At 63.5% G+C, this 22,142-nt stretch carries 24 protein-coding genes; 18 read left to right on the plus strand and 6 right to left on the minus strand.

Annotated features, from left to right (window positions below; genetic code table 11):
* Positions 1 to 12: 12 nt before the first annotated feature.
* Positions 13 to 717, minus strand: a complete 705-nt coding sequence (locus FMM02_RS09325) for a GcrA family cell cycle regulator (protein ID WP_147494579.1) — start codon at positions 715 to 717, stop codon at positions 13 to 15.
* 72 nt (positions 718 to 789) lie between these two features.
* Between FMM02_RS09325 and FMM02_RS09330 the strand changes: the two genes are divergently transcribed.
* The 9 genes from FMM02_RS09330 to queE all read left to right on the plus strand — a co-directional run bounded on the left by FMM02_RS09330 (position 790) and on the right by queE (position 8,157).
* Positions 790 to 1,617, plus strand: a complete 828-nt coding sequence (locus FMM02_RS09330; RefSeq protein ID WP_147494580.1) for an ABC transporter permease — start codon at positions 790 to 792, stop codon at positions 1,615 to 1,617.
* A 119-nt stretch (positions 1,618 to 1,736) separates the two neighbouring features.
* Positions 1,737 to 2,213, plus strand: coding sequence for a hypothetical protein (locus tag FMM02_RS09335; RefSeq protein ID WP_147494581.1), 477 nt, complete (start codon positions 1,737 to 1,739; stop codon positions 2,211 to 2,213).
* A gap of 160 nt (positions 2,214 to 2,373) precedes the next feature.
* Positions 2,374 to 3,561, plus strand: coding sequence for an aspartate aminotransferase family protein (locus FMM02_RS09340; RefSeq protein ID WP_147494582.1), 1,188 nt, complete (start codon positions 2,374 to 2,376; stop codon positions 3,559 to 3,561).
* Positions 3,558 to 4,478 (plus strand): ornithine carbamoyltransferase, encoded by a 921-nt coding sequence (argF, locus tag FMM02_RS09345; protein ID WP_147494583.1) that lies wholly within the window; start codon positions 3,558 to 3,560, stop codon positions 4,476 to 4,478. The genes FMM02_RS09340 and argF overlap by 4 nt, the downstream gene beginning before the upstream one ends.
* 18 nt (positions 4,479 to 4,496) lie before the next feature.
* Positions 4,497 to 5,294: an SDR family NAD(P)-dependent oxidoreductase gene (locus FMM02_RS09350; RefSeq protein ID WP_147494584.1), complete on the plus strand. Its 798-nt coding sequence runs from the start codon at positions 4,497 to 4,499 to the stop codon at positions 5,292 to 5,294.
* Positions 5,295 to 5,333: 39 nt separating this feature from the next.
* Positions 5,334 to 6,233: an Hsp33 family molecular chaperone HslO gene (hslO, locus tag FMM02_RS09355; RefSeq protein WP_147494585.1), complete on the plus strand. Its 900-nt coding sequence runs from the start codon at positions 5,334 to 5,336 to the stop codon at positions 6,231 to 6,233.
* Between the two features lie 51 nt (positions 6,234 to 6,284).
* The gene (locus FMM02_RS09360) at positions 6,285 to 6,686 is read left to right on the plus strand and encodes a DUF3617 domain-containing protein (RefSeq protein ID WP_147494586.1); all 402 of its coding nucleotides are present in this window, start codon (positions 6,285 to 6,287) and stop codon (positions 6,684 to 6,686) included.
* A gap of 146 nt (positions 6,687 to 6,832) precedes the next feature.
* The gene (queC, locus tag FMM02_RS09365) at positions 6,833 to 7,528 is read left to right on the plus strand and encodes a 7-cyano-7-deazaguanine synthase QueC (RefSeq protein WP_147494587.1); all 696 of its coding nucleotides are present in this window, start codon (positions 6,833 to 6,835) and stop codon (positions 7,526 to 7,528) included.
* Positions 7,525 to 8,157, plus strand: a complete 633-nt coding sequence (gene queE / locus FMM02_RS09370; RefSeq protein ID WP_147494588.1) for a 7-carboxy-7-deazaguanine synthase — start codon at positions 7,525 to 7,527, stop codon at positions 8,155 to 8,157. Before queC ends, queE begins: the two co-directional genes overlap by 4 nt.
* A 71-nt stretch (positions 8,158 to 8,228) precedes the next feature.
* On the opposite strand, the gene FMM02_RS09375 is transcribed toward queE, so the two are convergent.
* Together FMM02_RS09375 and lipB are read right to left on the minus strand one after the other, a co-directional pair.
* Positions 8,229 to 8,462: a hypothetical protein gene (locus tag FMM02_RS09375; RefSeq protein ID WP_147494589.1), complete on the minus strand. Its 234-nt coding sequence runs from the start codon at positions 8,460 to 8,462 to the stop codon at positions 8,229 to 8,231.
* A gap of 88 nt (positions 8,463 to 8,550) precedes the next feature.
* Entirely contained in the window at positions 8,551 to 9,210 is a 660-nt protein-coding gene (gene lipB / locus FMM02_RS09380) for a lipoyl(octanoyl) transferase LipB (RefSeq protein ID WP_147494590.1), read from the minus strand.
* 96 nt (positions 9,211 to 9,306) lie between these two features.
* Between lipB and FMM02_RS09385 the strand changes: the two genes are divergently transcribed.
* Positions 9,307 to 10,134, plus strand: coding sequence for a hypothetical protein (locus tag FMM02_RS09385; protein WP_147494591.1), 828 nt, complete (start codon positions 9,307 to 9,309; stop codon positions 10,132 to 10,134).
* On the opposite strand, the gene hemF is transcribed toward FMM02_RS09385, so the two are convergent.
* Positions 10,135 to 10,977 (minus strand): oxygen-dependent coproporphyrinogen oxidase, encoded by an 843-nt coding sequence (gene hemF / locus FMM02_RS09390; protein ID WP_147494592.1) that lies wholly within the window; start codon positions 10,975 to 10,977, stop codon positions 10,135 to 10,137.
* Positions 10,974 to 11,423 (minus strand): tRNA (cytidine(34)-2'-O)-methyltransferase, encoded by a 450-nt coding sequence (locus tag FMM02_RS09395; RefSeq protein ID WP_147495055.1) that lies wholly within the window; start codon positions 11,421 to 11,423, stop codon positions 10,974 to 10,976. Before FMM02_RS09395 ends, hemF begins: the two co-directional genes overlap by 4 nt.
* 165 nt (positions 11,424 to 11,588) lie before the next feature.
* On the opposite strand from FMM02_RS09395, the gene petA reads away from it, so the two are divergent.
* The 5 genes from petA (at position 11,589) to FMM02_RS09420 (ending at position 15,600) form a co-directional block, all read left to right on the plus strand.
* On the plus strand, positions 11,589 to 12,155 hold the full coding sequence (petA, locus tag FMM02_RS09400; protein WP_147494593.1) for a ubiquinol-cytochrome c reductase iron-sulfur subunit: 567 nt from the start codon (positions 11,589 to 11,591) through the stop codon (positions 12,153 to 12,155).
* A gap of 13 nt (positions 12,156 to 12,168) precedes the next feature.
* Positions 12,169 to 13,464, plus strand: coding sequence for a cytochrome b (locus FMM02_RS09405; RefSeq protein ID WP_147494594.1), 1,296 nt, complete (start codon positions 12,169 to 12,171; stop codon positions 13,462 to 13,464).
* A 15-nt stretch (positions 13,465 to 13,479) separates the two neighbouring features.
* The gene (locus FMM02_RS09410) at positions 13,480 to 14,394 is read left to right on the plus strand and encodes a cytochrome c1 (RefSeq protein WP_147494595.1); all 915 of its coding nucleotides are present in this window, start codon (positions 13,480 to 13,482) and stop codon (positions 14,392 to 14,394) included.
* 11 nt (positions 14,395 to 14,405) lie between these two features.
* Entirely contained in the window at positions 14,406 to 14,945 is a 540-nt protein-coding gene (locus FMM02_RS09415) for an adenine phosphoribosyltransferase (RefSeq protein WP_147494596.1), read from the plus strand.
* A gap of 94 nt (positions 14,946 to 15,039) precedes the next feature.
* Entirely contained in the window at positions 15,040 to 15,600 is a 561-nt protein-coding gene (locus FMM02_RS09420) for a hypothetical protein (RefSeq protein WP_147494597.1), read from the plus strand.
* Here the strand turns inward: FMM02_RS09420 and FMM02_RS09425 are convergent.
* Positions 15,597 to 16,046, minus strand: a complete 450-nt coding sequence (locus FMM02_RS09425) for a MaoC family dehydratase (RefSeq protein WP_147494598.1) — start codon at positions 16,044 to 16,046, stop codon at positions 15,597 to 15,599. The two genes, FMM02_RS09420 and FMM02_RS09425, sit on opposite strands and share 4 nt — an antisense overlap.
* A 100-nt stretch (positions 16,047 to 16,146) precedes the next feature.
* Here FMM02_RS09425 and FMM02_RS09430 point away from each other — a divergent pair, with 100 nt between their 5' ends.
* From FMM02_RS09430 to FMM02_RS09440, 3 genes are all read left to right on the plus strand, one after another.
* Positions 16,147 to 17,754 carry a tetratricopeptide repeat-containing sulfotransferase family protein gene (locus FMM02_RS09430; RefSeq protein WP_147494599.1) on the plus strand — a complete coding sequence of 536 codons (1,608 nt, stop codon included), beginning with the start codon at positions 16,147 to 16,149 and terminating at the stop codon, positions 17,752 to 17,754.
* 79 nt (positions 17,755 to 17,833) lie between these two features.
* Positions 17,834 to 20,416 carry a TonB-dependent receptor gene (locus FMM02_RS09435; RefSeq protein ID WP_147494600.1) on the plus strand — a complete coding sequence of 861 codons (2,583 nt, stop codon included), beginning with the start codon at positions 17,834 to 17,836 and terminating at the stop codon, positions 20,414 to 20,416.
* 114 nt (positions 20,417 to 20,530) lie between these two features.
* Positions 20,531 to 22,135 carry a M20/M25/M40 family metallo-hydrolase gene (locus FMM02_RS09440; protein ID WP_147494601.1) on the plus strand — a complete coding sequence of 535 codons (1,605 nt, stop codon included), beginning with the start codon at positions 20,531 to 20,533 and terminating at the stop codon, positions 22,133 to 22,135.
* Positions 22,136 to 22,142 lie beyond the last annotated feature (7 nt).

Below are 22,142 nucleotides of genomic sequence, written 5' to 3' on the forward strand. Positions count from 1 at the left end.
TGCTAACTTGGCTTAGCGGACCCGCGGGCCGCCGAATGGCAGCGGGGGCGGCGGGCGACGGTCGCGCCGGGGGAGTTGCGCCTGATAGGCCACGCCGCAATGCGCCACGCAATAGGGGTAGCCGGGATTGGCGGCCTGACCGCAGAAATGGAAGTCCGGTTCGCCCGGATGCCCCATCGGCCAGCGACAGACGCGATCGTTGAGGTCGAGCAGCGACGTCTTGTCGGCAACTTCGGGGCTTGGCTTCGCCGGAACCAGTCGGCGCGGCGGCGCTGGCGGGATCGGAGCCTGCGTATCGCCGGGTCCCTGCCGGATGAAGCCGCCCGGGCCGACCGAGCGATACTGTATCGTGGACCCCTCCTTGGCCCGCTGCGGTGCCGGAGCCGGCGATGCAGGAGCGGGCGTCGCGGCCGCCTTGGAAGCGGTCTCCGAATCGTCGGCATCGTCCCAAGGGGCGGGCGTGGCCGCTGGCTTTGCCGCAGCCGCCTTTGGCGGAGGGGCAGGCTTGTGCGCCTTGGCGGTGGCCTTGGGTGCCTTTTTCGCTTTTTCTTCGCCGGCCTTCACCGGCGATGGACGCGATTCGAGGCCGAGGCGGTGGGCCTTGCCGATTACCGCATTGCGGCTGACTCCGCCGAGATCCTCGGCGATCTGGCTGGCGGTCGCGCCTTCGGCCCACATGGCCTTAAGGCGGTCGATGCGCTCGTCGGTCCAGCTCATTGAATCTCAAAACTCCATCATTTGGCTCGGCCCCGTTGTGCAGGGACGCCGCAGCCGATAGGCGATTGTCGCGTGAACGACCAGACTCCATCATGGGTTCGAAGCGAACCCGGCAAGCCCAGCCTCGAAGGCGTCAATTGGGGCGGCCTTTCGACCCTCTATATCAAGGAGGTGCGTCGCTTCTTCAAGGTGCAGACGCAAACCGTCTGGGCGCCGGCGGTGACGACCCTGCTTTATTTGGTCATCTTCACCATCGCGCTGGGGCGCGAAGGCCGGACGGTTCTGGGCGTGCCCTTTGCCGATTTTATCGCACCCGGCCTTATCGTGATGGCTATGATCCAAAACAGTTTTGCCAATTCGAGCTTCAGCCTGCTGGTCGGCAAGATCCAGGGCACCATCGTCGATTATCTGATGCCTCCCCTGTCGGTCGGGGAGTTGATCGCCGGGCTGGTGGGGGCAGCGGTGACACGCGCTTTCCTGGTCGGCCTGGCAGTCTGGCTGGTGATGAGCCTGTGGCCTGGCGTTCATGTCAGCCTGTCCCATCCCCTGTCGGCCCTTTGGTTCGGCCTGATGGGGTCGCTGCTTCTGGCCTTCCTCGGCCTGCTGACCTCGATCTGGGCAGAAAAATTCGACCATGCCGCCGCCGTGACCAATTTCGTGGTCGCACCCCTGTCGCTGCTTAGCGGCACCTTTTACGCGGTTGACCAACTGTCGCCCGCCTTCCAGGCCATCAGCCACGCCAATCCCTTCTTCTATGTGATCTCCGGATTCCGCCACGGCTTCCTTGGCGAAGCCGATTCGCCGCTGCTCGTCGGCGGAATCGGGCTGGCGGTGCTCAATCTGGTACTGTTCGGTGCCTGCTACGCGCTCCTTAAAAGCGGGTGGAAAATCAAGAATTGAGGGGTTTCAGCGACTTAAGCCATTAAGGTCGGTGAACGGCGGATAACGGTCACGTTCAGCCTCGCAACACTCGCAGCCGCCTAGAAACAGGGCATCAACCGCACGAAGGAGTGCCAACGATGCGTAAGTTTCTTATTTCGGCCGCTGTTGCGGCAACTGCCCTCACCGCCGCGGTCCCGGCCGCTGCCCAATGGGCTCCCCCGCAGCCGCAGGGTTACGCCTATGGCTACCACCACGCCAACTATGGTCAGGTCCGTCGCCTCCAGGTTCGGGTCGACCAGCTTCAGCGCCAGATCAATCGCCTGGATCGCTACCATCGCATCAGCGACCGCGACGCCTATCGTCTGCGTATGGAATCGCGAGAGATCGAGCGTCGGCTGCATTGGGCCGCTCGTGGCGGGCTTCATCCGCAGGAAGCCTATCACATCGACCGCCGAATCCAGCGGCTCGAGTATCGGATTGCCCGCGAATTCCGGGACGGGCGCCGCTACGGCTACAACCAGGGCTGGAGCGACCGCGACCGCGACGGCCGCCACGATCGTTACGAAGATGATCGCGGCCGCGACCATGACGGTCGTTGGGACCGCCGCGACTAATCTTTTGGGCCATCGGCCCGGGTAATGCGTAAAAATGGAGGGGCGGGCCCGGTCTATCGGGTCCGCCCCTTTTGTTTGTTTGGTGCCATAGCTATAGGCTTGCCGCGGCGGTCCCACAGGGTCGCCTTTTGCCTTTACCGACCCTGACAAAGGAGCCCCCATGGCCATCACCCCGCTCATGCCCGTCTATCCGCGTTGCGACGTGCGGCCGGTGCGGGGGGAAGGGATCTACCTTTATGGCGAACAGGGCGAGAAGTATCTGGATTTTGCCAGCGGCATCGCGGTCAACCTGCTGGGCCATGGCCATCCGCACCTGACCCAAGCGCTGCAAAAGCAGGCCGAAACGCTGATCCACGTGTCCAACCTCTACGGCAGCCCGCAGGGCGAGAAATTCGCGCAGCGGCTGGTCGATCTTACCTTTGCCGACACGGTTTTCTTCACCAATTCGGGCGCCGAGGCGGTCGAATGCGCGATCAAGACGGCGCGCCGTTATCACCATGCCAAAGGCAACCCGCACAAGAATGTGCTGATCACCTTCACCAACGCTTTTCACGGCCGGACGATGGCGACGATCAGCGCGACCGACCAGGCCAAGCTTCGCGACGGCTTCGCCCCGCTGCTCGAAGGCTTCAAGGTCGTCGAGTTCGACAATCTCGATGCGGCGTTGGGCGCGATCGATGAAAATACTGCTGGTTTCCTGGTCGAACCGGTCCAGGGGGAGGGCGGCATCCGCCCGGCCTCGAAGGATTTCATTGTCGGGCTGCGCAAGGCCTGTGACGAACATGACCTGATGCTCGTACTGGATGAAGTGCAGTGCGGGGTTGCGCGCACCGGCAAGCTCTACGCCTATGAACATTATGGGATCGAGCCCGACATCGTGGCGTCGGCCAAGGGCATCGGCGGCGGGTTCCCGATGGGCGCCTGCCTGGCAACCGAAAAGGCCGCCGCGGGAATGGTGATCGGCACCCACGGGTCTACTTATGGCGGCAATCCGTTCGCCATGGCCGCTGGCCAGGCCGTTTTCGACGTCGTCGCCAATGAGGAATTCCTCACCCGGGTCCGGACCATGGGCGAGCGCCTGCGCGCCGCGTTGGAACAGATGATTCCCAACCACGACAAGGTCTTCGAAGGCGTTCGCGGACTGGGCCTGATGCTGGGAATCAAGATGAAGACCGACAGCCGGGCGTTCGTCGCCTATCTGCGCACCAAGGGTATCCTGACCGTCGCCGCTGGCGACAATGTGGTGCGTGTCCTGCCGCCGCTGGTGATCGACGAGGCCAACATTGCCGAATTCGTCGAGGGGCTTTCCGCGGCAGCCGGCACCTATGACGTGCCGGAGACTGCATGAGGCATTTCCTCAACCTCGCCGATGCGGGGGGCGAGGCGATTGCCGCCATCCTCGGCGAAGCGATGGAGCGCAAGGCGCGCCGCGCGGGCTGGCCGAAGGGCAAGGTCGACGAGGACCGCCCGCTCGACGGCTTCGTACTGGCGATGATCTTCGAAAAGAATTCGACCCGCACACGGGTCAGCTTCGACCTTGCCGTTCGCCAGCTTGGCGGAAGCTCGATCATCCTCGACGGCGGGTCTTCCCAGCTTGGCCGTGGCGAAACGGTTGCCGACACCGCGCGCGTCCTGTCCCGGTTCGCCGACGCAATCATGATCCGCACCGATCATCATCACAAGGCTGAGGAACTGGCGCACCACGCGAGCGTCCCGGTGATCAACGGCCTCACCGACTTTTCGCATCCTTGCCAGCTTCTCGCCGACATGCAGACGGTGATAGAGGCCCGGTCGCGGCTCGCCGGCACGCGCTGGGCCTGGCTTGGCGATGGCAACAATGTCTGCCACTCGCTGATCGAAGCGGCGGCGCTGATGAAGTTCAGCCTGGCGGTGGCAACCCCCGATGGCTTTGGTCCCGACCCCGCGATGCGCGCGATGGCCGCGGCGCATGGTCAGATCCATTTCACCGCGGATCCCGCCGAGGCGATCGACGGTGCCGAGGTTGTGGTGACCGATACCTGGCTGTCGATGGGACAGGATGAAGGCGAATCCCGGGCTCTCGCCTTCGCTCCCTTCCAGGTCGACGAGGCGATGATGGCTCGCGCCTCGCCTGACGCGACGTTCCTCCACTGCCTGCCCGCACATCGCGGCGAGGAAGTGACTGCAGCGGTTATCGACGGGCCGCAGTCGGCGGTGTGGGACGAAGCTGAGAACCGGCTGCACGCGCAAAAGGCGCTGCTAATGTGGTGCCTAGGCAAGTTCTGAGCTGGAGGGCCAAGGACGGTGAGCAGGCTTGAAGGAAAGATCGCGCTGATCACCGGCGCGGCGCAAGGCATCGGCGAAGGCATCGCGCGCGCCTTCGCCGCCGAAGGCGCAACCCTTTGGGTGACCGACATCAACGAAGAAGGTGCGCGGCAGGTCGCCGAGTCGATTGGCGGCGCGGCGCGGGCGGCGGCGCTGGATGTGCGGGAGGAGGCCGACTGGGACCGGGTGATGGCTCAGCTAGTCGACCGCGACGGCAGGATCGATATCCTCGTCAACAACGCCGGCATCACCGGCTTCGAGGATAATCCCGGACCGCACGATCCGGAACATGCGTCGCTTAACGATTGGCACCGGGTTCATCGGGTCAACCTCGACGGCACCTTCCTCGGTTGCCGCCAGGCGATCCGGACCATGCGCGCGACGGGCACCGGGTCGATCATCAACATCTCGTCCCGCTCGGGCCTGGTCGGCATTCCGGGGGCCGCAGCCTATGCTTCGTCCAAGGCCGCGATCCGCAACCACAGCAAGTCGGTGGCGCTTTATTGCGCGCAGCAGGGTCTCAAAGTCCGCTGCAACTCGGTCCACCCGGCAGCAATACTGACGCCGATCTGGGACGCCATGATTGGCGAAGGGCCAGGCCGCGAGGAGCGGATGGCAGCGATGGTTGCCGACACCCCGCTGCGCCGCTTCGGCACGGTTGAGGAAGTGGCGGCGCTGTGCCTGTTCCTGGCATCGGACGAGGCCCCTTACATTACCGGGTCGGAATTCGACATCGACGGTGGACTGCTGGCGGGCTCGGCAGCCTCTCCCGGCTGAGTTTGCAATTCGCCGATCGAACGCCCATCTGGCGCGGCGATGACTTCCATTCCTCTCTACAGCGACGTCGCGCTAGGCGTGACCGTACCGTCGCGTCACGCCCGTGGGCGGGCTGCGAGGATCGGGCCGACGCTCGACCGCATCCTCGCCAACCATCAATATCCGCCGGTGATCGAGAATCTGCTGGCCGAGGCGTTGGTGCTTACCGCGCTGCTTGGCTCATTGCTCAAGGATCCGGGCGGCCAGCTGACCATCCAGGCGCAGACCGAAAACGGGATCGTCGACCTTCTGGTGTGCGACTATCAGGGCGGCGAACTGCGCGGCTATGTGCGCCACGATCCACTGCGCCTGGCCGAGGCCGGCCCGCACCCCAGCCTCTTCTCGCTGTTCGGTAAGGGCTATCTTGCGATCACCTTCGACCAGCCGGCGACCAGCCAGCGCTACCAGGGCATCGTCCCGCTGGAAGGCGAAGGGCTGGGTGAGGCGGCACAGAGCTATTTCGCCCAGTCGGAACAGATTCCGTCGATCGTACGCCTCGCCGTCCGGAAGGACGAAGAGGGGTGGGTCGCGGGCGGCCTGATGTTCCAGCATCTTCCCGAAGGCGAGGAAGGGCGCGAGCGGCTTCATACCAGGCTCGACCATCCCGAATGGCCGCACGTCGCGACGCTGGTCGGCTCGGTCCGGCCGGACGAGTTGACCGATCGCGCCTTGCCGCTCGACGATTTGGTCTGGCGCCTTCTTCACGAGGAGGAGGAAGTGCGGACGCTCGATCCGGTGCGACTGGCCAAAGGCTGCCGCTGCAGCGCCGACTATATCGCCTCGGTGATCGCCCGCTTTCCGCCCGAGGAACGGGCCGAGATGGTCGGCGACGACGGCCTGATCCGGGTCGACTGCGCCTTTTGCGCCACCAGCTTCCCGATCGACGCTGCGGCAGCGTGAAATATGCAGAAAAGTTGCTTTCGGTTAAGAGTTTCGTGGTAAACGCTAATCATGCGTCACCCGGTGCGAATCGTCTCGATCGGCATTTTTGCCTTGTCTGCGTCCTTCCTGGCCGCGGCTGCGGTGCCCCGCGCGCTGGCGCCGGCTGCAGGCGGCTTGTGGGAAGTCAGCCAGAACGCGAACGGTAGCGGGGCGAACCGCGTTTGCGTACCGTCACCGCAAATGCTTGCCCAATTTGAACATCGCAACAATCGCTGCACGCAGGAGATCGTCCGCGACCAGGGCAGTGAGGCGGTAATCCGCTACAGCTGCGCAGAAGGCGGCTTCGGTCAATCGCGCGTCACGATGCTGACCCCGCGCTCGCTGAGGATCGAAACTCAGGGCATTTCCGGCAATCTGCCGTTCCATTACCAGCTACATGCCCGCCGCATCGGAAATTGTCCGGGTCGTTAAGCCAGCTTTAACCATAATGGGGCTAGGGACGAATCGTGTCCTTCTTCGACACGCTTTCCTCCCTGTCGGGCCCAGGGTCCGCAACTCGGGGCCGCCATGTGCGGCCCCTGTTTTTTTCGGTCCGCCGCCCCTAGATGGCGCGCACGATGAAAAATCATGCCGACAAACGCCCTTTGGCGGTGGTGCTCCTGTCCGGGGGCCTGGATTCGATGGTCTGCTCGGCGCTGGCCCGCGAGGCGGGCTATCGGGTGTTGGCTCTTACGATTGACTATAACCAGCGCCACCGGGTGGAGCTGGAGGCGGCGCGCCGGATCGCGGGCCTGCTGGCAGACGAACATATCATCCTGCCGCTCGACCTCACCGCCTTTGGCGGATCCGCGCTGACCAGCGATGTCGCGGTGCCCAAGGATGGTGTCGGCGAGGGCATTCCGGTCACATACGTTCCCGCGCGCAACACCGTGTTCCTGAGCCTTGCACTGGCCTGGGCCGAGGCGGCGGGCGCGCACGACCTGTTTGTCGGCGTCAATGCGCTCGATTATTCCGGCTATCCCGATTGCCGTCCCGACTTCATCGCGGCCTTTGAAGCGCTTGCCAACAAGGCGACTAGGGCGGGGGTCGAGGGTCATGGCTTTACTGTTCATGCGCCGCTGCAGGAGATGAGCAAGGCCGACATCGCGCGCGAGGCCGCGCGGCTCGGACTCGACGCCGGATTGAGCCATAGCTGCTACGACCCGGCGAGCGACGGCGGCGCGTGCGGGCTTTGCGATGCCTGCCGCCTGCGCGCCAAGGGTTTCGAGGAAGCACAGTTGCCCGATCCCACCCGCTACGCGGTGGCGTCATGAGCTACGCCGTCAAGGAAGCTTTTCTGACCTTGCAGGGAGAAGGTGTGCAGGCTGGCAGCCGTGCGGTGTTCCTGCGCTTTGCCGGCTGCAACCTGTGGAGCGGCCGCGAACAGGACCGGGCGAGCGCCCAGTGCAATTTCTGCGATACCGACTTTGTCGGCACCGACGGGCCGGGCGGCGGCAAGTTCGCCGACGCTGCCACATTGGCGTCGCATGTCGCCGCGCTTTGGGGCGAAGGGACGGAGCGGCGCCTCGTGGTGATCACCGGCGGTGAGCCGATGCTCCAACTGGATGTGGATCTGGTTGAGGCGCTGCACGCGCAGGGCTTCAGAATCGCGGTGGAGAGCAATGGCACGCTGCCGGCGACGGCGGGGATCGACTGGCTGTGCATCAGTCCCAAGGCCGGCACAGATGTGGTCCAGCGATGCGGCGACGAGCTGAAGCTGGTCTGGCCACAAGCCGGTATCGAGCCGGCGGCGCTCGAGGAGTGGGATTTCGGCCATTTCCTCGTCCAGCCGATGGACTGCGCCGAGCGCGAGGCAAGCCATGACGCCGCCATCGCGCTGGCGATGGAACGTCCGCGCTGGCGGCTGTCGCTCCAGGCGCACAAGGTTGTCGGGCTGAAATAGAAAAAGGGCCGCCGGAAAATCCGGCGACCCTTTCCTAACCGTGCAGGCCGCGAAAGGCGGCCTGCGCGCGATTACATCGCGTTGGTCGTGTTCGCGTCGACAGTCGCGTTCGCGTCAACGGTGTTCGCGTCCATGGTCATGTTCGCGTCCATCGCGGTCGAAGCATCGATCGCGGTGGTGTCATTGGCGACGACGTTCTCAGTGGTGAGGGTCTCGTCGACGTTCATCGTGTTTTCAGCGGCTTCGTTGCTGCTGCAAGCCGAAACCGCCAGGGCCGCACCAGCGACCAGGATCAGAGCACGCATTTAAAACTCCCTTGATTATTAGACTTGCCCTTGGGGGAAACCCCTTAGTCGCAAATCGCGCGCACAATAGTCGGGGGAACCCCGCGCCTCAAGCGCCTTCTGAAATGCCTGTTAAGTTATTGAGAAACGCAGGAAATTCCTGCTCCAAAGCGGCGTCTACCAGTTTCATGGAGGGTTCGAGGCCAAGCGTTTGGAGGCTGGTAACCCCATATTCCGAGATGCCGCAGGGAACGATTCCGCCAAAGTGTGCGAGGTCCGGCGAGACGTTGATCGAAAAGCCGTGCATCGTCACCCAGCGCTTCACGCGCACGCCAATTGCACCGATCTTGGCTTCGTCGGGACCTTTGCCCGTCCAGATGCCGATCCGTCCCGCTTCTCGCCGCGCCTCGACCCCCAGCCGGCTTAGCGCGGCAATCATCCATCCCTCCAGCGCATGGACGAAACAGCGGATGTCCTTGCCGCGCTTCTCGAGATCGAGGACGAGATAGCCGACCCGCTGGCCAGGCCCATGATAGGTGTAGCGTCCCCCGCGCCCCGCTTCATGAACCGGGAAGCCGAGCGGATTGATGAGCTCGACCGGGTCGGCGCTTGTCCCGGCCGTGAACAGGGGTGGGTGTTCGAGCAGCCAGACCAGTTCGCGCGCCTCCCCGACACGGACCGAGGCCGCGCGCGCCTCCATTTCCCCCAAGGCCTCGTCGTAAGGCACGAGGCGATCGCTGACGCGCCATTCGATCCCGGGTTCGATCATCGCCGCCAGATGGCTGCTGCGGGCCGGGGGATCAAGGGCGATTGCATGGCGCGGCGCCGCCAACCATAAGAGGCCAAAGTTGGTTTGGGGAGCGGCATGACCAAAGTATCGATCGGCAAGGCTTGGGAAGAAAGCAGCGCGTTTCTTGGGCGCGAGGCCCGGCTGGTTGCGCCGGTGGCCCTGGCTATGTTCGCAGTGCCCGCCGCGCTTGCAGCCTGGATTAACCCGACCGGCCAGCCGGCCGGCGACCTTTCCGGCCTGTTGATCATGCTCTTCGTCCTTGCCACGGCGCTGATCGGACAGATGGCGATCGCCGCGATGGCCATCGGGTGGACTGGAAGCGTGGGCGGCGCGCTCGGCAAGGCGGCGGGCAGGGCGCCCGCGCTGTTCGGCGCCGCCCTGATGGTATTCCTGCCATTGGCGATTGCCGCGGCGATCCTGCTCGTCCTGCTGCTCGGCAATGCCGGGCTGACCGATCCTGCCAGCATCAGTGCCGAGACCATGGCCCAGGTTCCTGGCCTGGCACCGTTCATGCTGGTGATGATGCTGGTATTCCTGTTCGTCGCGACGCGGCTGATGCCGATGTCGGCCGTCGCCATCACCGAAACCGGCAACCCCTTGCGCATCGTCGGGCGATGTTTCGCGCTGACCAAAGGCAATTTCTTCCGCCTGTTCGTGCTGCTGATGCTGATCCTTGTCGCTGCGATGGTAGCCGGCGGGGCGGTCACCGCGGTGGTCGGTTCGCTCGTTGTACTGGCGATGGGTGACGTGCAGCCGCTCAACCTGCCTGCGCTGCTGATCGCGCTGGCCGAAGGCATCGTCGGGGCAATGATTACCGCGGTTGCGGCGACGATGGTCGCGCGGATCTATGTTCAGCTTAACACCGGTCAGGCGGGCGTTCCCGACGTCGACCGCGCCGACTAGCTATTTCCAGCGTGCAAGCGGCGGCAAGCTCATCAGGATCGCGTCGATGTTGCCGCCGGTCTTGAGGCCGAACAGCGTGCCTCGGTCGTAAAGCAGGTTGAACTCGACATAGCGGCCTCGAAATTCGAGCAATTGGTCCATGTCGGAATCGGTAAACGGAGTCTCCATCCGCTTGCGCACGATCTGCGGGAAGATGTCGAGAAAGGCCTCGCCGACGTCCCGGGTGAAGGCGAAATGCTGGTCGAAATGACCTTCCAGCCGGTCGTAGAAGATGCCGCCGACGCCGCGCGCGCAATTGCGGTGCGGCAGCCAGAAATACTCCTCCGCCCACTGTGAGAATCGCGGGTAGAAAGTCGGATCGTGCGCCGCGCAGGCCGCGCGCAGCCGGGCGTGGAAGGCGTTTGTGTCCTCGTCATTGGGAATCGCCGGGTTGAGGTCCGCGCCCCCGCCGAACCAGCGGCGTGTGGTGGTCAGGAAGCGGGTGTTCATGTGCACCGCCGGCGCGTGCGGGTTGGCCATGTGCGCAACCAAGCTGATGCCGGTGGCGAAGAAACTGGGATCTTCTTCCGCGCCGGGGATCTGGCGAGCGAATTCGGGGGAGAATCGCCCGCCGACTGTCGAAACATTGACCCCGACCTTTTCGAAGATCTTGCCTGCCATTTGTCCGCGCACGCCGCCTCCGCCGGGCGATCCGTCATCATCGCTGCGGTCCCAAGGAATGAATTCGAAGGTCGCGTCGCTGCCCGCTTCCTGTTCGATGGCTTCGAATTCTGCGCAGATCCTGTCGCGCAGTGATTCGAACCAGCTCCGTGCGGCCTGTTGCTGGTCGTCGAGGGGCTTCATCGAGGCAGCCTTCCGGTCTGGCGCAGCGCTTCTCCCAGGGCGAGCGCGGCGGAGGTGGCAAGGTTAAACGATCGGACGCCGGCGCGGATCGGGATTCGCAGCCGGGCGTCACTTGCGGTTGCGACATGATCCGGAACCCCGGCGCTTTCCTTGCCGAACAGCAGCACATCATCGGGCGCAAAGGAAAATGCATAGGGCGAGGAGGGGCCCTTCGTGGTGAACAGGATCATCCGGCCGGTCAGGGTCGCGTGAAAGTCGGCGAAATTCGCATGGCGGGTCACTTCGACATGGTCGATATAATCCATAGCCGTGCGCCTTACCCTTTTATCGTCCCAGGCAAAGCCCATCGGCTCGATCAGGTCGACCGCGACGCCCATGCAGGCCCCGAGCCGCAGCACGGCGCCGACATTGCCGGCAATTTCCGGTTCGAACAGGGCAAGGCGCATCATCGCCCGATAGTCGCTCCTCGCTTTGCCGCACAAGTCGGGCAATTTGACCATTTGCATAAGCGCGGGCAGGCGCTATCAGGCCCGCCAACCGCTCCGGACCTGCCGGAGAGGGTCGTATCCGATGCCTGTCGGCATCCGCCAAATTCGGTCTTAAGGGTGAGCATGGCCACGCTGGAAGAAACCAACGTCGCGCAAGTGGAGGCAGATCATAGCCTGCGCCGCCGCGATTTCATCAATATCGCCGCTGTCAGCTTCGCGGGCGTCGGCGCAGTTGCCGTCGCGCTGCCGCTGGTCAACCAGATGAACCCGCCGGCCGACGTGCTTGCACTCGCTTCGACCGAAGTCGATATTTCCAAGATTGCGCCGGGGCAGGCGATCAAGACCGTGTGGCGCAAGCAACCGGTGTTCGTGCGCAACCTGACCCCGCAGGAAATCGTCGAGGCCAACAAGGTCGATGTTTCCTCGCTTCGCGATCCGCAAAGCCTTGCCGAGCGGACCAAGCCGGGCAAGGAAAACTGGCTGATCACGCTTGGCGTGTGCACCCATCTGGGCTGCGTTCCGCTGGGCGTCGCGGCTGGCGAGAATCGCGGCGAATATGGCGGCTATTTCTGCCCCTGCCACGGCTCGCACTACGACACCGCGGCCCGAATCCGCAAAGGCCCGGCGCCGACCAACCTGGTCGTACCGGAGTATGAATTCACCTCCGACACCGTCGTGACCATCGGTTAAGGAACCCGACGCCATGAGCTTTGCCTGGGCCAAGCCCTATGAACCCAAGACGGAATTGGGTCGCTGGATCGACAATCGGCTTCCCCTGCCGCGGCTGGTCTATAACGCCGTCGGCGGCGGCTATCCGGTGCCGCGCAACCTCAATTACGGTTGGAACTTCGGTGTCCTAAGCGGCATCTTCCTGACCATCCAGATCGTCACCGGCATCGTCCTGGCGATGTGGTACTATGCTTCTGCCGATGGCGCGTTCAATTCGATCGAGCACATCATGCGCGACGTGAATGCGGGCTGGCTGATGCGCTATGCCCACGCCAACGGCGCGAGCTTCTTCTTCATCGTCGTCTACATCCATATTTTCCGCGGCCTGTTCTACGGCTCCTACAAGGCGCCGCGCGAGATGGTGTGGATGCTTGGGCTGGTGATCTACCTCTTGATGATGGCCACGGCCTTCATGGGCTATGTCCTTCCCTGGGGGCAGATGAGCTATTGGGGTGCGCAGGTCATCACCGGCTTCTTCTCGGCGATCCCGGTCGTCGGTGAACCGATCCGCGTGTGGCTGCTTGGCGGCTACGCGCCGGACCAGGCCGCTCTGTCGCGCTTTTTCTCGCTCCACTATCTACTGCCATTCGTTATCGCCGGCGTGGTCGTGCTGCACATCTGGTCGCTGCACATTCCGGGATCGGGAAATCCGACCGGTGTCGATGTGAAGAGCGAAAAGGATACGCTGCCGTTCCACCCCTTCTACACGGCGAAGGACGGCTGGTTCGTCGGCCTGTTCCTTATCCTGTATTGCGCGGTGCTGTTCTTTGCGCCGAACGCCCTGGGGCATCCGGACAATTATATTCCGGCTAACCCGCTGGCGACCCCGGCGCATATCGTTCCCGAATGGTATTTCTGGCCGTTCTACGCGATCCTGCGCGCCTTCACCTTCGACCTGATCCTTCCGGCGAAGCTGTGGGGCGTGCTGGCGATGTTCGGCTCGATCCTGTTGCTGTTCTTCCTGCCCTGGCTGGACAAGTCGCCGGTTCGCTCGGGTCATTACCGGCCGGTGTTCAAGCGCTTCTTCTGGATCCTGATGCTCGACATCGCGGTGCTCGGTTTCTGCGGCGTGATGCCGGCGGAACAGCCCTACGTCGCCATCAGCCAGATCGCGACCGCCTATTATTTCGCGCACTTCCTCATCATTTTGCCGCTCGTTTCCAAATTCGAGCGCACGCTGCCGCTGCCCAATTCCATTTCGGAATCGGTCCTGCACGGCGAGGCTGAGGAAGCGGCTCCGCTGGGCTCTACGCCCGCGGCAGCTCAATAAGGGGAATCGGGGACCATGGTCCGTATCATCGCTTTTCTCGTCGGCCTGGTTTTCGCGGGCGTTGCGCTCATCAGCCTGACGGCCGACGCCATCGGCTTTTTCAGAACGCCGCCGTCACCGACCGCGGAACATGAGTTCCATCGCGAACCGAAGAAGCTGGCGCTGTCGTCCAACGGGCCGCTGGGCAAGTTTGACCGCCAGCAGCTTCAGCGCGGCTATCAGGTCTACAAGGAAGTCTGCGCGGCCTGCCACGGGCTTAGCCTAGTCTCTTTCCGCGATCTCGCCGCGCTCGGCTATTCGGAGGCCGAAATCAAGGCCGAGGCCGGCCAGCGCGAAGTGCCGGGTATCAATCCGGACACCGGCGAAGCCGCGCTTCGCAAGGCGACCCCGGTCGACAAGTTCCCGAGTCCCTATCCCAACGAAACGGCGGCGCGGGCGGCGAATAACAACGCCTATCCGCCCGACCTTTCGCTGATCGCCAAGGCGCGCGAGGGCGGCCCGGCCTATGTCTATTCGCTGCTGACGGGATATCAGGCGCAGCCGGCCGAACTGCTCAAGCATTTCCCGGAAGCGAAGACCGGCGAGGGACTTTACTACAATCCCTATTTCGCCAATCTCAACATCGCCATGGCTCCGCCGCTGACTGGCGATGGGCAGGTCACCTATGCCGACGGCACCAAGTCGACGGTCGACCAGATGGCCAAGGACGTATCGGCCTTCCTGCTGTGGACCGCCGAACCGAAGCTGGAGAACCGCCATCGGTCGGGTCTCGCGGTGATCATCTTCCTGATCGTCGCAACCATCCTCGGCTATCTAAGCTATCGGAACATCTGGGCCGAGGCGAAGCGCAAGGTCGCGCCGAAGGGAGTCCTCGACCCCAAGAACCAGGCCAAGCGCACCCGCGCGACCAAGAAGGCCGCGGCCAAGTAGGGGATTGGGGCATGGCGGGCGCCACTGACGCGATCAGGGCGCTCGTCCGCACCATTCCGGATTTCCCAAGGCCGGGGATCCAGTTTCGCGATATTTCGACATTGTTTCTCGACCGCGACGGCCTTGCTGCCACGGTCGATGCGCTCGCTGCGACGGTGACCGGGCCGGTCGACCTGGTCGCGGCGATCGAGGCGCGGGGGTTCGCTATCGGCGGGGCCTTGTCGGTTAGGTTGAACGCCGGACTGCTGCTGGTGCGCAAGGACGGCAAGCTGCCCGGCGCGACCATCGCCGAGGATTATGCGCTGGAATATGGCCGCGACCGCCTTGCGATGCATGTCGACGCCTGTGCGCCGGGCGCCCGGGTTCTGATTGTCGATGACCTCCTGGCCACCGGCGGAACCGCCCTGGCGGCGGTGCGGCTGGTGCAGCGTGCGGGTGGCAAGGTCGTCGGCGCGCGCTTCGTCATCGACCTTCCGGGCCTCGGCGGAGGCCGGGCGCTGGATGAGGCCGGGATCGATGTCGTGAGCCTCCTGGCGTATGAGGGCGACTAGCTGGCGGCACTGAACCCCTGCTGAATGGTTCAGTCGAGGTTCAAGGCGAAAAAGATAATATTCACAATGCGTTCCTCAAACGCGGAGAGTGAATATGATTGCGTCCCCCCTTAAACTCGCTGCCTTGTCGGTCGCGGCGGTCATCGGACTGTCGGCCTGCACCACCCCCTATGGCTATAGCGGCGTGTCGGTTGGCGTCGGGAATGCCGGCTATTACGATCCCTATTATCGCGGATACGATTATGGCTACGGCTATGATTACCGACCAAGCTACGGCTACGGCTACGGCTACGGCTCCCGTTACCCGTCCTACGGCTGGTACAGCGGCTATTATTATCCCGGCACCGGCTATTACGTCTATGCGCGAGACGGCAAGCGGCATCGCTGGTCGAAAGCCCAGCGGCGGCATTGGGAGCAGCGTCGCGACCGGCGCCAGGTCCGCGAAAATTGGGAAGGCTTTCGCCGGGACGTGCGCGGCGAGCAGCGCGAGCTGCGTCGCGACGTTCACGACAATCGTCAGCAATATCGGTCCGGCGAGATCGACAAGCGCACGCTGAAGAAGGAAAACCGCAAGGAGCGGCGGGAATATCGTCGCGAGGTCGCGGAAGATCGGCGCGAGCTGCGGCGCGAGAACCGGCGTGATCGCCGCGATTAATCGGCCGGCTTGCGCAGCATCAATACGATCGACGTATAGCGCATTACCGGTTCGCCATGTTGGTTGGTAACCGTCGTTTCCGTCCGGAAGCTGCCGATATTCGGCTTTGACCGGGACGGGGTTTTCTCGACGATCGTCCCCGTGACCGTGAGGCGGTCGCCGGGATAGACCGGCTTCAGCCAGCGCAGTTCATCGATCCCCGGAGAGCCCAGACCGGCCTGTTCGGTGGCGACGACGTGGCGGGCGATCACCGCCATGGTCATCGCCGTGGTGTGCCAGCCCGACGCGGCGATTCGCCCGAAATGAGTCCGGGCCGCGGCTTCGTCGCTCAGATGGAACGGCTGAGGGTCATATTTCTGCGCGAATTCAATGACCTCTTCGCGGGTCACGTCATAATGGCCGAACAGCGTAGTGGCGCCGACCTCGATATCTTCGAAATAGATCATCCCGCTTCATCGCCCTTTTCATGCTGGGCGGAAAGTCCTAATTTGCAACTCATTGTCGGGGTGCTTGGCGGCGCCATATTCCTGCGGCTAGGACTGGCGCGTGGGGAGCGCATCATTTCATCGCTGGCATCCGCGCCTTCTTGAGGCGGCGCTGGCGCTCCACGACAATCGGCTCGACGTCGCGGAACGGCTGTTGAAGCCGCATCTCAAGGAGGACCCGTTCGATGCCCGGGCGATCCGCATGCTTGCAGAACTTGCTTGGCGGATCGGCCGACTCCATGATGCCGAGCATCTGCTTCGCAGGGCGCTGGAAGTGGCGCCGGGATTTACGGCGGCACGGGCGCAGCTGGCGCTGGTGCTCGGGCGGATGGGCCGGCCCAGCGAAGCGCTGCCGTTGCTCGACGCACTGTTCGAGGCCGATGGCGAAGACATCAGTCATCGTAACCTCAAGGCGGCGACGCTCGCCCGCCTCGGCGACTTCGAGGACGCGATCTCCCTTTACGAAAGCGTTATCGAGCGCGCGCCCAACCAGCCCAAAGTGTGGATGAGTTACGGCCATATGCTGAAAACCGTCGGGCGGCAGGCGGACGCCATCGCCGCCTATCGCCGGGCGATTGCGCTGAGCCCTCGGCTCGGCGAGGCCTGGTTCAGCCTGTCCAACCTCAAGACCGTGAAATTTGATGCCAGCGACGTCGCGGCGATGGAAGCCACGCTGGCGGATGAGGCGCTGGTCGAGGAGGACCGCTTTCATCTCGAGTTCGCGCTAGGCAAAGCAATGCACGACGCAGGGCTGGCAAAGCGGGCCTTCGGGCATTTCGAGCGCGGCAACGCCCTTCGCCGCAAGGGGCAGCCTTATCGCCGCCAAGACATGTCCGGAGCAGTCGATCAAGCCATCGCGACCTTTACTGCGGAGGCTCTGGCAGAGCGGCCGGGCGGCTGCGACGCGCCCGACCCGATCTTCATCGTCGGGATGCCGCGCGCCGGATCCACTCTCGTCGAACAGATTCTCGCCTCGCACTCGCTGGTCGAAGGCACATCAGAGCTGCCCGACCTGCCGGCACTGGCCCGCCGTGCCCCTGGCTATCCCGGCAGTGCGCTGCTTCTGAGCGGGGAGGAGCGGACCTCGATCGGGCGCGAGTATCTCCAGCGCGTGTCCGTCCAGCGGCGGACCGAAAGACCCTTTTTCATCGACAAGCTGCCTAACAATTGGCTCTACGTGCCGTTCATCCAGCTCGTGCTCCCTAATGCCAGAATTATCGACGCGCGACGCCACCCCCTCGGCTGTTGCTTTTCTAACTTTCGCCAGCATTTCGCCCGCGGCCAGGCCTTCACCTACGACCTGGCCGACGTCGGCAGCTATTATCGCGACTATGTCCGGCTGATGGCCCATGTCGATGCGCTGCTTCCGGGCAAGGTCCACCGCGTAATCTACGAGCGGATGGTTGACGATACCGAAGCGCAGGTGCGCGCGCTGCTGGCCCATTGCGGGCTGGAATTTGAACAGGCCTGCCTCGATTTCCACCAGACCGACCGGGCGGTCCGCACCGCCAGTTCCGAACAGGTTCGCCAACCCATCTACCGCGACGCGACCGAGGAGTGGCGCGCCTATGAGTCGTTCCTCGATCCACTTAAAGAGGCACTAGGAGACGTTCTAGAAGCCTATCCCGAAGCGCCGGGTTTCAACCAAATCAACGGGTTGGACATTTAAGTTCGAGCCTGCAACTTTTCCGTTTGACAAGGGGCAGGCCGTCTGTCGCTATCCGGTTACCAGTCTGATGGGGGCATCAATGACTAACCGGACGATCCGCGCGCTTACGCTTGGCCTGCTTGCTTCCACCGCTCTGGCGCAGCCCGCGCTGGGACAGGACAGTCCGGCGCCGACCGATCCCGCTGACCAGCCTTCGGTTGCCGCAGCCCAGACCGCCCCTGACGATCGCGACATCATCGTTGTCACTGCGCAGAAGCGCGAGGAAAATCTCCAGGACGTGCCGATCAGCGTCCAGGCGATCGGTACCCGCCGGCTTGACCAGCTGAACATCGCCAACTTCGAGGATTATACCAAGCAGCTTCCGTCCGTCGCCTATCAGACCGCCCAGCCCGGTCTGACCGTCGTCTACATGCGCGGCGTAGCCAGCGGCGGCGATGGAAACCACTCGGGTTCGCTGCCGTCGGTCGGAACCTATCTCGACGAACAGCCGGTGACGACCATCGGTGGCACGCTCGATATCCATATCTATGACATTGCACGGATCGAAAGCCTCGCCGGTCCGCAGGGCACGCTTTACGGCGCGTCGAGTCAGGCGGGTACGATCCGCATTATCACCAACAAGCCTGAGCTGGGCGTCACCTCGGGCCGGGTCGATGCGGAAATCAACAAGGTGGCGCACGGCGGCTGGGGCGGAAAGCTGGACGGCATGGTCAATCTGCCTATTTCGGAGCGGATGGCCTTCCGCGGGGTCGCCTTTTACCAGCGCGACGCCGGCTATATCGACAATGTGTTCCGCGAACGCAGCTATTATGTGTTCGACGATGACGTCGCCGACATCACGATCGACAATGCCGACCTGGCGAAGAAGAACCACAACGACCAGCGGATCTATGGCGGCCGAGCCGCGCTGAAGGTCGACCTCGACGACAATTGGACCGTGACTCCGACAGTGTTCCACCAGAACCTGAAGGCCGACGGATTTTTCGCCTATGACCCCAATATCGGCGACCTCAAGATCGACCGTTATTTCGACGAGGTCCGCAAGGATCGCTTCACCCAGGCGGCGCTGACGATCGAAGGCAAGATTGCCAATTTCGACATCACCTACGCCGGCGCCTACCTCAACCGCAAAACCTATACGCTAAGCGATTACAGCGATTATGCCGACACTTATGACGCGCTCTATGCGGACTATAACCCGGATTACGGCGGGCTGGCCTATTTCTATTATCTCGATGGCGCGGGAAATTTCATCGATCCGCGCCAATACATCATTGGCACCGACCATTTCAAAAAGCTGAGCCAGGAAATCCGCATCGCCTCTCCGGCGGACCGGCCGTTCAGGGTCATTGCCGGCGCTTTCTATCAGCGGCAGTCAAACCAGATCCATCAGGATTATCGCGTTGACGACCTGGCCCCCGAACTGTCGGTCAACGGCTTAGCCGGGACATTGTGGCTGACCGAACAAAATCGCGTCGATAAGGATTATGCCCTGTTCGGCGAGGCCAGTTTCGACGTCACCCCGCAGGTGACCATCACCGCTGGCGGGCGCCTGTTCAAATATGACAACACGCTGATCGGTTTCTTCGGCTTCGGCCGCAATCCGGGCGATGGCGGCGATGGTCCCTTTTCGGCCTTTCCGCGCAACGGCGCCGGATCGAGCCGGACGGGTGTTGCCCAATGCTTCACCGAAAGCGGGGAGCGGCTCTACGATCGCGATACCGACAGCTATGCAAGCGACCGGACACTGCTGCCCGGTCTGCGCGGTGCACCTTGCACCAATTTGGCGGAATATGAGGACGGCAAGCTCAAGCCCAAACGGGCCAAGGGCAGCGGGTTCACCCACCGGCTAAACGCCACATACAAGCCCAACGACGACCTGATGTTCTATGGCACCTGGTCACGCGGCTTCCGTCCGGGCGGCCTCAATCGGCGGGCGGACATCGCGCCTTATGATCCGGACTATCTCACGAATTTCGAAGTCGGCTGGAAAACCACTCTCGCCGACGGCCGGCTCCGCTGGAACGGTGCCGTCTACCACCAGAAATGGAACAAGTTTCAGTTCAGCTTCCTCGGGGCGAACAGTTTCACGGAAATTCAGAATGGGTCGGACGCAAGGATCAATGGCGTCGAAACCGACGTCAGCTATGCTCATCGCGGCCTGACCATCAACGCCGCCGCGGCCTATACCGACGCCAAGACAACCGGGACCATTTGCGCCGCCAACGGCGATGAACCGCCTTGTCCCGACAGCTTCGTCGCGGCCGAAAAGGGCACGCGGCTGCCGATCACCCCGCGTTTAAAGGGGAGTGTCACGGCACGCTACAGCTGGCCTGTGATGGCCGCCGCGCGCGCCCATGTTCAGGCGGGCGTGGCCTATCAGGGAAGCGCGCCGGCAACGCTTCGCACGCAGATCCTGTGGGTTGGCACCGGCGGCATCGTCAATCCGCGCGAAGTGCTTGGCAAGATCCGTGCGTCGACCCTGGTCGACGTGGCCGGCGGGATCAGCTGGCAGCGCTACAATATCGAACTTTATGTAGCCAACCTGTTCGATAAACGGAATGACCTGAGCCGGTTCGTCACCTGCTCAAGCTGTTTCCAGACCAAGATCCTGCCGGGCACGCCGCGAACCATCGGGCTTCGGGTCGGCACCCGCTTCTGATCGGCGAGCGCCGCCGTTCGTCGAAAAGGGCAGGTCACAGGGGGAGCGGCGCTTGCGCCAGCCGAAGGCCCATGCAGGCTTGCGCGTAATTCCATTCAGGGACTTTTTTCGATCATGACATTTCGCGTTCAACAGGGGCTGCTGCTTGCGGCGGCGACGGTCGCGCTCGGTGCGCCGGCACGGGCCAATGACATTGCCCGGGTCATCGATGAGGGAATGAACCGCAGCCAGGTGATGGCAACGGCGCATGAGCTCGTTGACGGGATCGGCGCGCGGCTGACCAACTCGACCGGCATGCGCCGCGCGGAGAAATGGGCCGAGCATAAGATGCAGTCCTATGGACTGAGCGATGTCCGCCGCGAAGGCTTCGAATTCGGCCGCGGCTGGGATCTCATCGACAGTGAGGTGCGCATGGTCGCGCCGCGCCCGATCAAGCTGACTGCCATCCCCGTCGCCTGGACTCCACCGACAGACGGCACGCTTCGCGCCGAGGTGGTGATGGCGCCGATCAGTGAGCGACGCCATTTCGCCGCCTATCGCGGCAAGCTGCGCGGAAAGATTGTGCTGATCAGCCTGCCTGGCGACGGCAGTGAGCCGACCGAACCCTATTTCCGGCGCCACGACAGCGCCGGGCTTGGCAAGCTCGACGAGTATCGCCAGCCCGAACACAGCCATGATTCGCTCGAAGAGCGGCTAAAGCGCAACAAATATGCCGCCGACCTCGACAATTTCCTGGCCAGCGAGGGCGCGCTGGCGTGGGCGCGCATTTCCTATCGCGACGGCAAGCTGGTCCATGGCGCCGGCTACAGCCATCATGTCGGCACAACCCCAAAACTGCCAGGGATCGAGATCGCCGCCGAGGACTATCGCCGGCTTGCGCGCTTCGCCAAAAATGGTCCGGCACCGGTGCTGGAGATTCGCTCCGACGTGCGTTTTCTCGACCAGGACAGCCAAGCCTATAATATCATTGGCGAAATCCCGGGCAGCGATCCGCAGGCCGGCTATGTCATGGCCGGCGCCCATCTCGACAGCTGGGCGGCAGCCGACGGGGCGGTCGACAATGGCGCGGGCAGCGCGGTCGTGCTCGAAGCCGCTCGCATCCTGAAGACGTTGGGCGTCCGTCCCAAACGGACCATCCGCTTCGCGCTTTGGGGCGCGGAGGAACAAGGCCTATACGGCAGCCTTGCCTATATCGAACGCCATATCGCGTCCCGCCCCGTTCCGTCCGGGACGCCTGCGGCGCAACGGGTGAGCTATTGGCGCGAAGGTTGGCCAATCGCCAAGAAGGCCGGCTACGGCCAGCTTAAGGCCTATTTCAACATGGACAATGGGTCGGGCAAGCTGCGCGGCGTCTATGCCGAGGGCAATCATGGCGCGGTGCCGCTGCTCAAGGAGTGGATGAGCCCATTCGCCAGCATGGGCGCGACCGCCGTCGTCGCGGCGCCGACCGGCGGAACCGACCATGTCTACATGCAGGCGGTCGGCGTTCCCGGCTTCCAATTTGTCCAGGACCCGCTCGATTATGGATCGCGGCTGCACCACAGCAGCATCGACACTTTCGACCATATGAAGGCGGCCGATCTGCGCCAGGCGTCGGTGGTGATGGCCGGAATGCTGCTGGCGGCGGCCAATAGCGAGAAGGAGTTACCGCGGCCGCCGCTGCCAACGCAGCCACTGCCGACCGATCCCTTCGACTATCAATTTCCTAAGGACGAATAGGGCAGGG

Source organism: Sphingomonas xanthus, assembly GCF_007998985.1.
Taxonomy (GTDB): Bacteria; Pseudomonadota; Alphaproteobacteria; order Sphingomonadales; family Sphingomonadaceae; genus Sphingomicrobium; species Sphingomicrobium xanthum.

Bases quoted from the DNA above. Each gene is read 5' to 3' on its own strand.
- FMM02_RS09335 (WP_147494581.1), top strand. From the start codon at position 1,737: ATGCGTAAGTTTCTTATTTCGGCCGCTGTTGCGGCAACTGCCCTCACC.
- lipB (WP_147494590.1), bottom strand. From the start codon at position 9,210: ATGATCGAACCCGGGATCGAATGGCGCGTCAGCGATCGCCTCGTGCCT.
- queE (WP_147494588.1), top strand. From the start codon at position 7,525: ATGAGCTACGCCGTCAAGGAAGCTTTTCTGACCTTGCAGGGAGAAGGT.
- FMM02_RS09440 (WP_147494601.1), top strand. From the start codon at position 20,531: ATGACATTTCGCGTTCAACAGGGGCTGCTGCTTGCGGCGGCGACGGTC.
- FMM02_RS09420 (WP_147494597.1), top strand. From the start codon at position 15,040: ATGATTGCGTCCCCCCTTAAACTCGCTGCCTTGTCGGTCGCGGCGGTC.
- FMM02_RS09360 (WP_147494586.1), top strand. From the start codon at position 6,285: ATGCGTCACCCGGTGCGAATCGTCTCGATCGGCATTTTTGCCTTGTCT.
- FMM02_RS09405 (WP_147494594.1), top strand. From the start codon at position 12,169: ATGAGCTTTGCCTGGGCCAAGCCCTATGAACCCAAGACGGAATTGGGT.
- FMM02_RS09340 (WP_147494582.1), top strand. From the start codon at position 2,374: ATGGCCATCACCCCGCTCATGCCCGTCTATCCGCGTTGCGACGTGCGG.
- FMM02_RS09325 (WP_147494579.1), bottom strand. From the start codon at position 717: ATGAGCTGGACCGACGAGCGCATCGACCGCCTTAAGGCCATGTGGGCC.
- FMM02_RS09385 (WP_147494591.1), top strand. From the start codon at position 9,307: ATGACCAAAGTATCGATCGGCAAGGCTTGGGAAGAAAGCAGCGCGTTT.
- FMM02_RS09410 (WP_147494595.1), top strand. From the start codon at position 13,480: ATGGTCCGTATCATCGCTTTTCTCGTCGGCCTGGTTTTCGCGGGCGTT.
- FMM02_RS09435 (WP_147494600.1), top strand. From the start codon at position 17,834: ATGACTAACCGGACGATCCGCGCGCTTACGCTTGGCCTGCTTGCTTCC.
- FMM02_RS09375 (WP_147494589.1), bottom strand. From the start codon at position 8,462: ATGCGTGCTCTGATCCTGGTCGCTGGTGCGGCCCTGGCGGTTTCGGCT.
- FMM02_RS09415 (WP_147494596.1), top strand. From the start codon at position 14,406: ATGGCGGGCGCCACTGACGCGATCAGGGCGCTCGTCCGCACCATTCCG.
- FMM02_RS09395 (WP_147495055.1), bottom strand. From the start codon at position 11,423: ATGCGCCTTGCCCTGTTCGAACCGGAAATTGCCGGCAATGTCGGCGCC.
- hslO (WP_147494585.1), top strand. From the start codon at position 5,334: ATGACTTCCATTCCTCTCTACAGCGACGTCGCGCTAGGCGTGACCGTA.
- queC (WP_147494587.1), top strand. From the start codon at position 6,833: ATGAAAAATCATGCCGACAAACGCCCTTTGGCGGTGGTGCTCCTGTCC.
- petA (WP_147494593.1), top strand. From the start codon at position 11,589: ATGGCCACGCTGGAAGAAACCAACGTCGCGCAAGTGGAGGCAGATCAT.
- hemF (WP_147494592.1), bottom strand. From the start codon at position 10,977: ATGAAGCCCCTCGACGACCAGCAACAGGCCGCACGGAGCTGGTTCGAA.
- FMM02_RS09425 (WP_147494598.1), bottom strand. From the start codon at position 16,046: ATGATCTATTTCGAAGATATCGAGGTCGGCGCCACTACGCTGTTCGGC.
- argF (WP_147494583.1), top strand. From the start codon at position 3,558: ATGAGGCATTTCCTCAACCTCGCCGATGCGGGGGGCGAGGCGATTGCC.